Source organism: Pseudomonas sp. App30 (assembly GCF_047947025.1).
GTDB lineage: Bacteria > Pseudomonadota > Gammaproteobacteria > Pseudomonadales > Pseudomonadaceae > Aquipseudomonas.
The window spans coordinates 3,117,952-3,132,586 of record NZ_CP133165.1; the positions used below are offsets into that span (position 1 = coordinate 3,117,952).

Consider the following 14,635-nt stretch of genomic DNA (forward strand, 5'->3'; position numbering starts at 1 on the left):
GGCCTTGTTGAGGCTGAATTCGAAGGCGCGCATGATAGTCGCCACTCAGGGCCCCGGCCAGCGGTTTTCGATCAGAGGCTTTGCATTCCGGGCGGGTAAGGGTTAACATCCGCAACCCTTAAAAACCGACGTACTTCAGCGCATGTTTTTGCCATTGGCACGTCGATCCCGGTAATGAATGAAGGTAGCTCTAGATGCCAGCCGTCAAAGTTAAAGAGAACGAACCCTTCGACGTAGCTCTGCGTCGTTTCAAGCGCTCCTGCGAAAAAGCCGGTGTACTGGCTGAAGTTCGTAGCCGCGAATTTTACGAGAAGCCGACTTCCGAGCGTAAGCGCAAAGCAGCTGCTGCTGTTAAGCGTCACGCCAAGAAAGTTCAGCGCGAACAGCGCCGCGCCGTTCGTCTGTACTAATACAGACTGCGTCGCAAGCTTCTGCCTCGCCCGGCCCAAAGCCGGGCTGCCGGCAGTTGTTGCTGTTGCAAGAGCCGTTGTTGCAACACCCCGTTCTGGCCTGGCCCGAGCGGATGCCGAGGTCGCCTTGTGCGCCGAAGCAAACCTGCCTGAAACGTCAGACCTGGCCTCATCGCCAGCGTGCACGTCAGAACTGACGAGCCTTCACGGGCTGCAGACGAGCACACCCCCTTTTTCCTGTTTTCAACGTCCCGCTTCGACACCAGCCACGGCTGATCGGATGCGACGCCGTTTCCGACAAACAAACAGGAAGGCGACACCGGCACCACGACCGGCGCACAGTTACACTCCAGCAATGCTTCCTAGCCTGATGATGAGAGAACCATGGCCGGGCTGATTCCCCAGGGCTTCATTGACGACCTTCTGAACCGCACCGACATCGTCGACGTGGTGACTTCGCGCATCCAGATGAAAAAGGCCGGCAAGAATTATTCTGCCTGCTGCCCGTTCCACAAGGAAAAGACCCCCTCCTTCACCGTCAGCCCCGACAAGCAGTTCTACTACTGCTTCGGCTGCGGCGCCGGCGGCAACGCCCTCGGCTTCATCATGGACCACGACAATCTGGACTTCCCCCAGGCCGTGGAGGAACTGGCCAAGGCCGCCGGCATGGAGGTGCCCCGCGAAGAAGGCGGGCGCGGCCACAAGCCCCGGCAGCCTACCGACTCGCCGCTGTACCCGCTGCTGACCGCCGCCGCCGAGTTCTATCGCCAGGCGCTCAAGGGCCACCCGGCGCGCCGCGCCGCCGTGGACTACCTCAAGGGCCGCGGGCTGTCGGGTGAAATTGCCCGCGACTTCGGCCTGGGCTTCGCCCCGCCGGGCTGGGACAACCTGTTCAAGCACCTGGCCAGCGACACCCTGCAGCAGAAGGTGATGATCGACGCCGGCCTACTGATCGAGAACGCCGACTCCGGCAAGCGCTACGACCGCTTCCGCGACCGGGTGATGTTCCCCATCCGCGACAGCCGCGGCCGGGTGATCGCCTTCGGCGGCCGGGTGCTGGGCGACGACAAGCCCAAGTACCTGAACTCCCCGGAAACCCCGGTGTTCCACAAGGGCCAGGAGCTGTACGGCCTGTACGAGGCGCGCAAGCACAACCGCAACCTCGACGAGATCATCGTGGTCGAGGGCTACATGGACGTCATTGCCCTGGCCCAGCAGGGCCTGCGCAACGCCGTGGCGACCCTGGGCACGGCCACCAGCGAGGAACACCTCAAGCGCCTGTTCCGCGTGGTGCCCAGCGTGCTGTTCTGCTTCGACGGCGACCAGGCCGGCCGCAACGCCGCCTGGCGCGCCCTGGAAGCCGCCCTGCCGAGCCTGCAGGACGGCCGCAAGGCGCGCTTCCTGTTCCTGCCCGAGGGCGAGGACCCGGATACCCTGGTGCGCGCCGAAGGCACCGACGCCTTCAAGGCGCGCATCAACCAGCACGCCCAGCCGCTGGCCGACTATTTTTTCCAGCAACTGACCGAGGAAGCCGACCCACGCTCGCTGGAAGGCAAGGCGCACATGGTCACCCTGGCAGCGCCGCTGATCGACAAGGTGGCTGGCGCCAACCTGCGCCAGCTGATGCGCAACCGCCTCAGTGAAATCACCGGCCTGAGTGGTGAGGCCGTCAAGCAGATGGCCCAGAGCGCCCCGGCCGAGGCACCGCCACCCAGCTACGACCCGGGCTTCGACTACGACTCGGTGCCCGACTACAGCCCCGACTACAGCGATTTCCACGCCCAGCACGCGCCCCAGGAATTCCAGCCGCAACAGCAGCAGGCCTGGACACCCAACAAGGGCGGCGGCAAGAAAGACTGGAAAGGCAACAAGGACTGGAAGGGCAAGGGCGGGCGCAATTTCGAGCCCCGGGTGCCGCCACGCGTACCGACTTCGGTGGAACCGCCCACCCTCAGCGCCCTGCGCACCCTGCTGCACCACCCGCAGCTGGCCGAGAAGGTGGAGAACGCCAGCCACTTTGCCGACGAAGAGCACGTCTACGCCCAACTGTTGGTGGCCCTGCTCGAAGCCCTGCAAAAGAATCCTAAGCTACGCTCTCTACAGTTGATCGCGCGTTGGCACGGCACCGAGCAGGGCAAGCTGCTGCGCGCACTGGCCGAGAAAGAGTGGCTGATTGATGCCGATAACCTTGAACAACAGTTTTTCGACACCATTACTAGCTTGTCCGCTCGCCAACGCGAGCGCTGCCTGGAACATCTGCTCAGGAAAGCTCGTCAAAGTGAATTGAGCGCAGAAGAGAAAAATCAGCTGCGCGAGCTGTTAACTCGCAATGTTCACGCACAAACCCCGACCTCAACTGGCGCGTGAGGTCCTAGCTCGGGTATAATCCTCGGCTTGTTTTTTGCCCGCCAAGACCTTCAGTGGATAGGGTGTTATGTCCGGAAAAGCGCAACAGCAGTCTCGCATCAAAGAGTTGATCACCCGCGGTCGTGAGCAGGGCTACCTGACTTACGCGGAGGTCAACGACCACCTGCCAGAGGATATTTCAGATCCGGAGCAGGTGGAAGACATCATCCGCATGATCAACGACATGGGGATCAACGTATTCGAGAGTGCTCCGGATGCGGATGCCCTTTTGTTGGCCGAAGCCGATACCGACGAAGCCGCAGCTGAAGAAGCTGCCGCGGCGCTGGCGGCCGTGGAGACCGACATCGGTCGCACCACCGACCCGGTGCGCATGTACATGCGCGAAATGGGTACGGTAGAGCTTCTGACCCGCGAAGGCGAAATCGAAATCGCCAAGCGCATCGAGGAAGGTATCCGTGAAGTGATGGGCGCAATCGCGCACTTCCCTGGCACGGTCGACTACATCCTCGGCGAATACGATCGCGTCACCAGCGAAGGTGGCCGCCTGTCCGACGTTCTGAGCGGCTACATCGACCCGGATGACGGCATCGCGCCGCCGGCCGAAGTCCCGCCGCCGATCGACACCAAGGCGCCGGCCAAGGCCGAGTCTGACGACGAAGACGAAGAAAGCGAAGGCAGCGACGACGAGGAAGAGGCCGAAAGCGGTCCGGACCCAGTCGTGGCCGCCCAGCGCTTCGGTGCCGTGTCCGAGCAATTGGACATCACCCTGAAGGCGTTGAAGAAGCACGGTCGCGACAGCAAGCAAGGCATCGCCGAGATGCTGGCCCTGTCCGAGCTGTTCATGCCGATCAAGCTGGTGCCAAAGCAGTTCGAAGTGCTGGTGGAGCGCGTTCGTGGTGCCCTGGACCGCCTGCGTCAGCAAGAACGCGCCATCATGCAGCTGTGCGTGCGTGACGCCCGCATGCCGCGTGCCGACTTCCTGCGCTTGTTCCCCAGCAACGAAGTCGACATGACCTGGGCCGGTGACCTGGCCAAGCGCAGCACCAAGTGGGCCGAAGCACTGGGCCGCCTGAACGCCGACATCGTGCGCTGCCAGCAGAAGCTGGTCGACCTGGAGACCGAAACCGGTCTGACCATCGTCGAAATCAAGGACATCAACCGTCGCATGTCGATCGGTGAGGCCAAGGCCCGCCGCGCGAAGAAAGAGATGGTTGAGGCCAACCTGCGTCTGGTGATCTCGATCGCCAAGAAGTACACCAACCGTGGCCTGCAGTTCCTCGACCTGATCCAGGAAGGTAACATCGGCCTGATGAAGGCGGTGGACAAGTTCGAATACCGTCGCGGGTACAAGTTCTCGACGTACGCCACCTGGTGGATCCGTCAGGCCATTACCCGTTCGATCGCCGACCAGGCGCGCACCATCCGTATTCCGGTGCACATGATCGAGACGATCAACAAGCTCAACCGTATTTCCCGGCAGATGCTGCAGGAAATGGGTCGCGAACCGACCCCGGAAGAGCTGGGCGAACGCATGGAAATGCCTGAGGACAAGATCCGCAAGGTGCTGAAGATCGCCAAAGAGCCGATCTCCATGGAAACCCCGATCGGTGACGACGAAGACTCGCATCTGGGCGACTTCATCGAAGACTCCACCATGCAATCGCCGATCGACGTGGCGACCGTGGAAAGTCTGAAGGAAGCCACACGCGAAGTGCTCGGCGGCCTGACCGCACGCGAAGCCAAGGTGCTGCGCATGCGTTTCGGCATCGACATGAATACCGACCACACGCTGGAAGAGGTCGGCAAGCAGTTCGATGTAACCCGTGAGCGGATTCGTCAGATCGAAGCCAAGGCGCTGCGCAAGCTGCGCCACCCGACGAGAAGCGAGCACCTGCGCTCCTTCCTCGACGAGTAACACCAGAACCCCCGGCCCTGCCGGGGGTTTTGCATTGTGGGAGCTGGCTTGCCAGCGAGCTTTTTGGCCCCCATAAGGCTCGCTGGCAAGCCAGCTCCCACAACTCCGCACTCGCTCATCTGCCGTCTACACTCGAAGAACCTTTCCCGGTGCAACGAGGCCCACATGCGCGTGCTGCTATTGCTGCTCCTGCTGTGTTGGACAGCAACAGCCGATGCCCTGACCCTGACCGATCAGGAACGGGCCTGGCTCAAGGACCATCCCGAGTTGCGCCTGGGCGTGGATGCATCGTGGCCACCGTTCGAGTTTCGTGATGCCAGCGGCCTTTACCAGGGCCTGGCCGCCGACTACATCCACCTGGTGCAGCAGGCGCTGGACGTCAAGCTCACCCCCATCGAACCCACCAGCTGGACCGAAGTGCTGCACCTGGCGCAGAAAGGCCAGGTGGACCTGCTGCCGGGCGTGATGTCCACGCCCGACCGCCAGACCTACATGGCGTTCACCCGCCCCTACCTGGATTTCCCCATCGTCATCCTGGCGCGCAAGAACGGCGCCCAACCGCGCAACCTGACCGATCTCTACGGGCTGAAGGTAGCCGTGGTGGAGAACTACGCCCCCCACGAACTGTTGCGCACCCACCACCCGGACCTCAACCTCGACCCGCAGCCCAACGTCAGCTCGGCCCTCGAAGCCTTGGCCACGGGCCAGGTGGACGCCGTGGTGGGCGACCTGGCGTCCAGCGTCTGGAGCCTGCGGCAGTTGAAATTGCAGGGTATCTACGTCAGCGGCGAGACGCCCTACCGCTACCAGTTGGCCATGGGCGTGCCGGCGGACGAGAAAATCCTCGTGGGCATTCTCGACAAGGCCCTGGCCAGCCTGACCCCGGCGCAACTCAACCAGATCCAGGAGCGTTGGGTGGGCCAGGTCATCGACCACCGCACCCTGTGGCGCGACTACCTCACCTACGGCCTGCCCGCGCTGCTGGTTATCCTCGCCGTGCTGGCCATCGTCATCCGCATCAACCGCCGCCTGAGCTCCGAGATCTCACGGCGGGTAGCCCTGGAACAGGAGCTGCGCGCCAGCGAATATCATTACCGCGGGCTGGTGGAAAGCCTGTCGGCCATTGCCTGGGAGGCGCGCACCAGCGATTTCACCTACAGCTATGTATCGCCCCACGCCGAGGCGCTGCTGGGCTACCCGCTGACGGACTGGCTGAAACCGGGCTTCTGGCGCAGCATCCTGCACCCCGCCGATGCCGCCGGGGCCGAGACCTACTGCACCCGCGAGACCGAGGCCGGCCATGATCACGTGGTCGACTACCGCGTGGTCACGGCGGACGGCCGCCACCTGTGGGTGCGCGATATCGTCAGCATGATCCGCCAGGGCCACCAGCCGGTGATGCGCGGCCTGATGATCGACATCAGCGAGATGAAGCGCACCGAGGAAGCCCTGCGCCAGTCGGAGCAGAAGTTCGCCTCGGTGTTCCGCCAGTGCCCCGACATCCTGGTGATCGCGCGCCTCAGCGATGGCTGCCTGCTGGAGGTGAACAAGGCCTTCGAGGAGCAGATCGGCCTGTACGCCACCGACGTGGTGGGGCGCACCGCCACCGACCTGAACATCTGGGGCATCGACGGCGCTGGCCCGGGCCTGCTGCAGCGCCTGCAGGCCGGCAGCATCCGCAACCTGGAAATGCCGTTCCGGCGCAGCAACGGCGACATGTTCACCGGCTTGATCTCCGCCGAACCCTTCGAGTTGGACACCATCCCGGCACTGGTGGTGGTGGTGCGCGACATCAGCCAGCTGAAGGAAACCCAGAAGCAGCTGCAGATCAGCGAGGAAAAGTTCGCCAAGGCCTTCCACGCCTCGCCCGATGGCATGCTGCTGACCCGCCAGCGCGACGGCGTGCTGCTGGAGGTGAACGAAGGCTTCACCCGCATCAGTGGCTACGCCAACCATGTGTCCATCGACCACTCCACCTTGGACCTGGGCCTGTGGGTGGACCTCAACGAGCGCAAACGCCTGCTCGACATACTTGAACGCGACGGTTTCGTGCGCGACTTCGGCTGCCTGATGCGCCGCAGTGATGGCGCCATTCGCCTCTGCGAGGTGTCCACCAGCCCGCTGCCCATCGGCGGCGAGCCGTGCATGCTGACCATCGCCCGCGACATCACCGACCGCCACCTGATGCAGGAAAAGCTGCAACTGGCCGCCACCGTGTTCGAGAGCACTGCCGAGGGCGTGCTGATCACCGACACCCGCCAGCGCATCACCGCAGTGAACCGCGCCTTCACCGAGATCACCGGCTACAGCGAAAGCGAAGCCCTGGGCGCCACCCCTACCCTGCTCGCCTCGGGCCAGCACGACAGCGCCTTCTACGTCGCCATGTGGCACCGCCTGACCGCCGAGGGCCATTGGCAGGGCGAGATCCACAACCGGCGCAAGAACGGCGAGCTCTACCCCTGCTGGCTGACCATCAGCGCCGTGCGCAACCCCGACTCGGCGCTGACCCACTTCGTCGCCGTGTTCGCCGATATTTCCAGCCTCAAGCACGCCCAGGCCCGCCTCGACTACCAGGCCCACCACGACCCGCTCACCGGCCTGCCCAACCGCACCCTGTTCGAGAGCCGCCTGCAGGCCTCGCTCAACCGCGAGCACGACGTCAGCGGCCAGGGCGCCGTGCTGTTCCTCGACCTGGACCGTTTCAAGCACATCAACGACAGCCTCGGCCACCCGGTGGGCGACCTGCTGCTCAAAGGCATCGCCCAGCGCCTCAAGGAACAGGTGCGCGACATCGACACCGTGGCGCGCCTGGGCGGCGACGAGTTCATCATCCTGCTGCCTGGGCTGCAGCAGGCGGCAGATGCCGAGCACATCGCCAACAAACTACTGGCCTGCTTCGCCGCGCCGTTCCAGGCGGGCGAGCACGAGTTCTTCACCAGCGCCAGCATCGGCACCAGCCTCTACCCCCAGGACGGCACCGACGTGCCCACGCTGATCAAGAACGCCGACGCCGCCATGTACCGCTCCAAGGCCAAGGGCCGCAACCGCGTCGAGTCCTACACCCGCGACCTCACCGCCCAGGCCAGCGAGCGGGTCGCGCTGGAGCATGAACTGCGCCGGGCCATCGAGCGCGGCGAACTGAGCCTGGCCTACCAGCCCAAGTTCAGCGTGCACGACCACAGCCTGGTCGGCGCCGAGGCGCTGATTCGCTGGGCGCACCCCACCTTTGGTGACGTCCCCCCCGAGCGCTTCATCCCCCTGGCCGAAGAGAACGGCATGATCCTGCAGCTCGGCGACTGGGTGCTGGACCAGGCCTGCCGCCAGCTGCACGCCTGGCAGCAGCTGTACGACGGCTTCGGGCCGCTGTCGGTCAACCTCGCCGGCGGCCAGCTGCGCCAGCCCAACCTGCTCAAGCGCATCGACCAGCTGCTGCGCCAGCACCACCTGGCCCCCGGCTGCCTGCAACTGGAGATCACCGAGAACTTCATCATGAGCCAGGCCGAGGAAGCCCTGGCGGTGCTGCACGACCTCAAGCGCCTGGGCGTGCAGCTGGCCATCGATGACTTCGGCACCGGGTATTCCTCGCTCAGCTACCTCAAGCGCTTGCCCCTGGACATCCTCAAGATCGACCAGTCCTTCGTCCGCGGCCTGCCCGCCGACCCCCATGACGCCGCTATCGTGCGGGCAATCATTGCCCTGGGCCGCAGCATGCAACTGACCGTGATCGCCGAGGGCGTGGAGAACGACGCGCAGCAGCAATTCCTGGCCCGCGAGGGCTGTGAGCAGATCCAGGGCTTCATCTACAGCCTGCCCCTGAACGCCGACGAATTCGCCGGGCGGTTTCTTCGTATGCGTCTTTGCGACTTTTCGGATGGCACTGGCGCGAAACCGTCGTTATAATCCGCGACCTACTGGGGGCCTATAGCTCAGTTGGTTAGAGCAGGGGACTCATAATCCCTTGGTCGCAGGTTCGAGTCCTGCTGGGCCCACCATCTACGAAAAAGCCGCGCATCTGCGCGGCTTTTTGCGTTTCAGGCCAACGCTTTTCAGCCCAGCTGCTTATACGCCCTGCCCGTCTTGTGCAGCGCCTGCTCCAGCGTCAACGGCGGCACCCACCCCAGCAACCGCCGCGCCTTGCCCGAATCCACCTGCAGCGACGCGCACAAGGTGGTGTACATGTTCTGCTTGCCCGCCAGCCTGGCCCCCCACCGCATCAGCCCATCGGGCACCGGCACCAGCCGGGGCGAGCGGCCCATGCTGGCCGCCAGGTAGCGGACGATCTGCGCCGTGGAGGCGTCCTCGCCATCGGAGATCAGGAACAGCTGGTTGCCCGCCGCCGGGTGGCGGGTGCACAGCACGATGAAGTCCACCAGGTTCTCCAGGGCCACCATGCTGCGGCGGTTGTCCACCGCCGCGAACGGCAGCGGCAGGCCGGAGTCCACCAGCTTCAACAGCCGCGGGAAGTTGCGCCGGGCGTGGGCGGCGTAGATCAGCGGCGGGCGGATGATGACCACGTCCATGGTCGTGCCCTGCGCCAGCGCCCGCAGGCCCTCCTCGGCTTCGAACTTGGAAATGGCGTAGTCGCCGTCCGGCACCGGTACCGAGGTTTCGTCAAAGGGCGTGCCGGTGGTGAAGGAGCCATTGACCCCTACCGAACTGATGAAGATCAGCCTTCGCACGCCGGCTGCCAGCGCCTGGCGCGCCAGGGCCAGGGTGCCTTCGAGGTTGGTGCGGCGGTATTCGGCCAACGGGTCGGGACTGGTGTCGCCCTGCAAGTTGAGGCGCGCGGCGATGTGCACCACCACCTCGATGCCCTGCAAGGCGCCGGACCAGTCGGTTGCAGCGGCGATATCACCCACGGCAACCAGCGGCACGGGCCCTGCGCCCGCCGAACGGCTGGTGCCCAGCACCTGGTTGTCGTGCTGCGCTGCCAAGGCCTCGCAGACCGCCTGGCCGAGGAAGCCGGTGGCCCCCGTGACGAGTATGTTCATGGCGCTCCTGAAACCTGTTGATTGAATATCATGCTCCTCGTTCCTGCACGCCCACCTCGGTAGCGCCCTTGCTGGGGGCCCGCTGCGCCAACCGAGCGCCCAGTTGCTGGCCCTTCAGCTCCACGTAGCGATAGGTGAGCATGGCCAGCCCTACCACCATCAGCAGCACCGCCACTGCCAGCAGGTTGTTGAGCAACACGCTGCCGGTGTCCACGTAGCGCTTGGGGCCAATGGACGGTGCGAACGGCGTGCCGGTGAGCTTCTGCAGCACCATGAAGCAGGACACCACGCAGAACCACACTGCCGCGTGGGTCATGTAGATGGAGTAGGAAACCTTGCCGATCAAATGAAAGACCCGGCCCTGCAACAGTCGGGAAACGGCACCACCGTCAAACGCATAGACAACCACCACCGCGCAGAACAGCACGCGGGCCAGCGGCATTTTGTTGTCCAGGCTGGAGATGAGTAACGCCACCACCAAGGCCACGGACAGCAGCTCAAGGCCGGTGAAGCAGGCGAAACCGGCGCGGATCCGCGTGCTCAGCCGGCGGTAGGCCATGTAGGCCAACGCCCCTCCGAAGAAGCACAACAGCCCACGCAGGGCCTTTGGCGTCAGCCCGCCCAGTTCCAGGTACAGCGCCAGTGCGGCCAGCGCGGCGATGGCTGCCCAGCCCCACAGCCGCGCGCTGCCACGCAGCAACAACGCCGCCAGGAACACCATGTACATGTAGTACTCGACGCTGATGCTCCAGGCCGGATAGTTGAACGACAGCGCTTCGGTAAAGCCGGTCCACGACTGGACCAGCAGGGCGTTGGGCAGTATTTCCGAGAGCGCGGTGGCCCCGCTGAACGGCTTCGAGTTGAACGCGAGCCCCTTGCGCCAGGCAATCGCCTTGCCCACCTCCAGCGCAATGAACACTAGCAGCATCACCCAGTGCAGCGGGAACAGGCGCAACGAGCGCGTGATGAAGAAACGGCTGAAGTCCACGCGCTCCTTGCTGCCGTAGGCGTGGGCCAGCACAAAGCCGCTAAGCACGAAGAAAAACTCCACGAACAGGTCGGCGTTGCGGAAAAACGCCAGCTCGGTGAAGCTGCCCGGCAAGCCGATGTGGTACGTCACCACCGCCAGCGCGAACAGGCCGCGAAAGCTGTCCAGCGCCTGGAACCTGTTTGCGCCTTGCATGGCTGCGCCCCATGTGGAACCTGCAAGCCAAGCGTAGCCGCTCAGGCCTGCCTCGCGCGGCCAATCTTCACGACGTTCATCGGGCAAAGAGGTACACTTACCCGGCTGTATCAATGTGTTTCGAAAAAAGAAGACGGTCAAAAACCGCCGCGGTCGCGCCACTGTAGTCGGCACCTTGCCGTAAGCCAGACCTTTTTTCGACCTATCCACCGTAACCGGGACGCGTAATCCCTGAGGTAATCATGGCCTATAGCACTACTTCGCAAACCGACATCTCGATCCCGACCATTCCCCTGAGCGAAATCCTGCCGTGGGCGATTTTCGGCGGCCTGCTGCTGATGCTGGCAATCTACTTCGTTGGCGCAGAACAAGGTGCCACCGCGCTGTTCAAGGGCATGTACGTCCACGAGTTCGTGCACGACGGTCGCCACCTGCTGGGCTTCCCCTGCCACTGATCCCTTCGAGGTGTTTCACATGACTGGTCGTTTACTCGTCAGGGGCATGCTCGTCGGTCTGTTGGCCGGCATCCTCGCCTTCGGTTTTGCAAAAATATTCGGTGAACCCCAGGTTGACCGTGCCATCGCCTTCGAAGAAGGCATGGCGCACATGCACGGCGACGCCGAGGAACCCGAGCTGGTCAGCCGCGAGGTGCAGAGCACCTTCGGCCTGCTGACCGGCGTGGTGGCCTACAGCGTTTCCCTGGGCGGCATCTTCGCCCTGGTGTTCGCCTACTCGCTGGGCCGCATCGGCAAGGTCGGCCCGCGTGGCCTGTCGGCGCTGCTGGCCCTGGCGGCCTTCGTGGTGCTGATCCTGGTGCCGGAAATCAAATACCCGGCCAACCCGCCGTCGGTAGGCAACCCCGACACCATCGGGCTGCGCACCCAGGTGTTCTTCATGATGCTGCTGGTATCGGTGGTGGCCGCGGTCATCGCCGTCAACGCCGCGCGCAAGGTCATCGCCACCTCTGGCGTGTGGGCTGGCGCCATCGCCGGCGTGGCCCTGTACCTGGTGATCATGGCCGTGGCCGGTGCGCTGTTCCCCACCATCAACGAAGTGCCGGCGAACTTCTCGGCCGACGTGCTGTGGAAATTCCGCACCTCGTCGCTGGGCATCCAGCTGGTGCTGTGGACCACCGTCGGCCTGGTGTTCGGGCCGGTGGCGGAGCGGTTGCTGCAACCCAAGGCGCGCTTTGCCCACGCCTGATCCACGCTGCTCGAAGAGAACCGCGCTCCGGCGCGGTTTTTTTATGCCTGCAGTCTCGCCCGGCTACCTCCCCGTAGCCGCTGCCGCAGGCTGCGCCGGCCCTAAGCCTCGACGCAAGCTCTCCAGCGTACGACATGGCCAGCGCAGCCTGCCGGCAGCGGCTACGGAGTGCAATCTGGACAGTGAGCCGATTAGCTGACTTAATCGGCTCACAAAATGAGCCGATTAGGGCGTCATTCAAGCCAGTATGGATGGCATATCCGCCACTACAACATGACCGACCTGCGCACCCTCCCCCTCGACGAAATCGACCGCAAGCTGATCGCCGCCCTGCAGATCAACGCCCGCGAAAGCGTGGCCGTGCTCGCTCGCCAGCTGGGCATCGCCCGCACCACGGTGACCTCGCGCCTGGCGCGCCTGGAGAAAGGCAAGGTCATCACCGGCTACGGCGTGCGCCTGGGCCAGCGCCTGGCCGACGGCGGCCTGCAGGCCTACGTGGGCATCACCGTGCAGCCGCGCTCGGGCAAGGAAGTGGTGCGCCGCCTCAGCGCCATGGGCCAGGTGCAACAGCTGTGCGCGGTGAGCGGCGAGTTCGACTACGTGGCCTGGCTGCGCACCGACTCGCCGGAGCAACTGGATCAATTGCTCGATCAGATCGGCAGCGTCGACGGGGTGGAAAAAACCACTACGTCGATCATTCTCAGCAGCAAGGTCGACCGCGGGCAACCAGTCTGATCAAGGGTTTCGTCATATTGCAGCGAAACACGTCATTACGACGACACTCTGCGCCTTAATTACGACACGACCGCTCCCTAAAATGGCTGGCATCCCTTTCCTATACTGAAAGATCCGCTCAGTAGCCGCCCATAAGGTCGACCATGACTCAGCACAACCGCCACCCCGCCGACGGCAAGAAGCCGATCACCATCTTCGGCCCGGACTTTCCCTTCGCCTTCGACGACTGGATCGAGCACCCGGCCGGCCTGGGTGTGATTCCCGCCGAGCACCACGGCGCCGAGGTGGCCATTGTCGGGGCGGGCATCGCCGGGCTGGTGGCGGCGTACGAATTGATGAAGCTGGGCCTCAAGCCGGTGCTGTACGAAGCCTCGAAAATGGGCGGCCGGCTGCGCTCGCAAACGTTCGAGGGCACCCAGGGCATCGTTGCCGAGCTGGGTGGCATGCGCTTCCCGGTGTCCTCCACGGCGTTCTACCACTACGTGGACAAGCTGGGGCTGGAAACCCGTCCGTTCCCCAACCCGCTGACCGCCGCCTCCGGCAGCACCGTCATCGACCTCGAGGGCCAGACCCACTACGCCCGCAGCATCGCCGACCTGCCGGCGCTGTTCCAGGAGGTCGCCGACGCCTGGGCCGACGCCCTGGAGGCCGGCTCGCAGTTCAGCGAGATCCAGCAGGCCATCCGCGACCGCGACGTGCCGCGCCTGAAAAGCCTGTGGAACACCCTGGTACCGCTGTGGGACGACCGCACCTTCTACGATTTCGTCGCCACCTCCAAGGCGTTCGCCAAGCTGTCCTTCCACCACCGCGAGGTGTTCGGCCAGGTGGGCTTCGGCACCGGCGGCTGGGACTCCGACTTCCCCAACTCGATGCTGGAAATCTTCCGCGTGGTGATGACCAACTGCGACGACCACCAGCACCTGGTGGTGGGTGGCGTCGAGCAGGTGCCCCTGGGCATCTGGCGCCATGTGCCGGAAAAATGCGCGCACTGGCCCGCCGGTACCAGCCTCAGCTCGTTGCACCACGGCGCGCCACGCTCGGGGGTGAAGAAGATTGCCCGCGACCCGGACGGCCGCTTCGCCGTCACCGATAACTGGGGCGACACCCGCCATTACGCCGCAGTGCTTGCCACCTGCCAGAGCTGGCTGCTGACCACGCAGATCGAGTGCGAGGAGTCGCTGTTCTCGCAGAAGATGTGGATGGCCCTGGACCGCACCCGCTACATGCAGGCGTCAAAGACCTTCGTGATGGTCGACCGGCCGTTCTGGAAGGACAAGCACCCGGAGACCGGCCGCGACCTGATGAGCATGACCCTGACCGACCGCCTCACCCGCGGCACCTACCTGTTCGACCACGGCGACGACAAGCCGGGGGTGATCTGCCTGTCGTACTCGTGGATGAGCGATGCGCTGAAGATGCTCCCGCACCCGGTGGAAAAACGCGTGAAGCTGGCGCTGGACGCCCTGAAGAAAATCTACCCTGACGTCGACATCGCCGGGCATATCATCGGCGACCCCATCACCGTCTCCTGGGAAGCCGACCCGCACTTCCTCGGCGCGTTCAAGGGCGCGCTGCCCGGCCACTACCGCTACAACCAGCGTATGTACGCGCACTTCATGCAGCAGGATATGGCGGACGAGCACCGGGGCATTTTCATCGCCGGCGACGACGTGTCCTGGACCCCGGCGTGGGTGGAAGGCGCGGTGCAGACTTCGCTCAATGCGGTGTGGGGCATCATGAAACACTTCGGCGGCCACTGCCACGCGGACAATCCGGGGCCGGGCGACGTATTCAATGAAATCGGCCCCATCGTCCTCGCCGAATAAGGAGC

10 protein-coding genes, 1 tRNA gene and 1 riboswitch are annotated in these 14,635 nt (G+C 64.4%); of the genes, 9 read left to right on the plus strand and 2 right to left on the minus strand.

Going from position 1 to position 14,635, the window contains the following annotated elements; all coding sequences use genetic code 11:
- The first annotated feature begins 194 nt into the window (after positions 1–194).
- The 5 genes from rpsU (at position 195) to RAM80_RS14560 (ending at position 8,684) form a co-directional block, all read left to right on the plus strand.
- The gene (gene rpsU, locus RAM80_RS14540; protein WP_002551877.1) at positions 195–410 is read left to right on the plus strand and encodes a 30S ribosomal protein S21; all 216 of its coding nucleotides are present in this window, start codon (positions 195–197) and stop codon (positions 408–410) included.
- Positions 411–794: 384 nt separating this feature from the next.
- The gene (gene dnaG, locus RAM80_RS14545; protein WP_416427176.1) at positions 795–2,777 is read left to right on the plus strand and encodes a DNA primase; all 1,983 of its coding nucleotides are present in this window, start codon (positions 795–797) and stop codon (positions 2,775–2,777) included.
- A 67-nt stretch (positions 2,778–2,844) separates the two neighbouring features.
- Positions 2,845–4,692: an RNA polymerase sigma factor RpoD gene (gene rpoD, locus RAM80_RS14550; RefSeq protein ID WP_416427177.1), complete on the plus strand. Its 1,848-nt coding sequence runs from the start codon at positions 2,845–2,847 to the stop codon at positions 4,690–4,692.
- 165 nt (positions 4,693–4,857) lie between these two features.
- On the plus strand, positions 4,858–8,592 hold the full coding sequence (locus RAM80_RS14555; protein ID WP_416427178.1) for a bifunctional diguanylate cyclase/phosphodiesterase: 3,735 nt from the start codon (positions 4,858–4,860) through the stop codon (positions 8,590–8,592).
- Between the two features lie 15 nt (positions 8,593–8,607).
- Positions 8,608–8,684, plus strand: a tRNA-Ile gene (locus RAM80_RS14560).
- 54 nt (positions 8,685–8,738) lie between these two features.
- Here the strand turns inward: RAM80_RS14560 and RAM80_RS14565 are convergent.
- Positions 8,739–9,683: an NAD-dependent epimerase/dehydratase family protein gene (locus RAM80_RS14565; RefSeq protein ID WP_416427179.1), complete on the minus strand. Its 945-nt coding sequence runs from the start codon at positions 9,681–9,683 to the stop codon at positions 8,739–8,741.
- Between the two features lie 28 nt (positions 9,684–9,711).
- Positions 9,712–10,866 carry an acyltransferase family protein gene (locus RAM80_RS14570; protein WP_416427180.1) on the minus strand — a complete coding sequence of 385 codons (1,155 nt, stop codon included), beginning with the start codon at positions 10,864–10,866 and terminating at the stop codon, positions 9,712–9,714.
- 72 nt (positions 10,867–10,938) lie between these two features.
- Positions 10,939–11,076: riboswitch (cobalamin riboswitch) on the plus strand.
- Between the two features lie 32 nt (positions 11,077–11,108).
- Here RAM80_RS14570 and RAM80_RS14575 point away from each other — a divergent pair.
- From RAM80_RS14575 to RAM80_RS14590, 4 genes are all read left to right on the plus strand, one after another.
- Positions 11,109–11,321, plus strand: coding sequence for a CbtB domain-containing protein (locus tag RAM80_RS14575; RefSeq protein WP_416427181.1), 213 nt, complete (start codon positions 11,109–11,111; stop codon positions 11,319–11,321).
- A gap of 19 nt (positions 11,322–11,340) precedes the next feature.
- Positions 11,341–12,069, plus strand: coding sequence for a CbtA family protein (locus tag RAM80_RS14580; protein WP_416427182.1), 729 nt, complete (start codon positions 11,341–11,343; stop codon positions 12,067–12,069).
- A 273-nt stretch (positions 12,070–12,342) separates the two neighbouring features.
- Entirely contained in the window at positions 12,343–12,804 is a 462-nt protein-coding gene (locus RAM80_RS14585; protein ID WP_416427480.1) for an Lrp/AsnC family transcriptional regulator, read from the plus strand.
- Positions 12,805–12,947: 143 nt separating this feature from the next.
- Positions 12,948–14,630: a flavin monoamine oxidase family protein gene (locus tag RAM80_RS14590; RefSeq protein ID WP_416427183.1), complete on the plus strand. Its 1,683-nt coding sequence runs from the start codon at positions 12,948–12,950 to the stop codon at positions 14,628–14,630.
- Positions 14,631–14,635 lie beyond the last annotated feature (5 nt).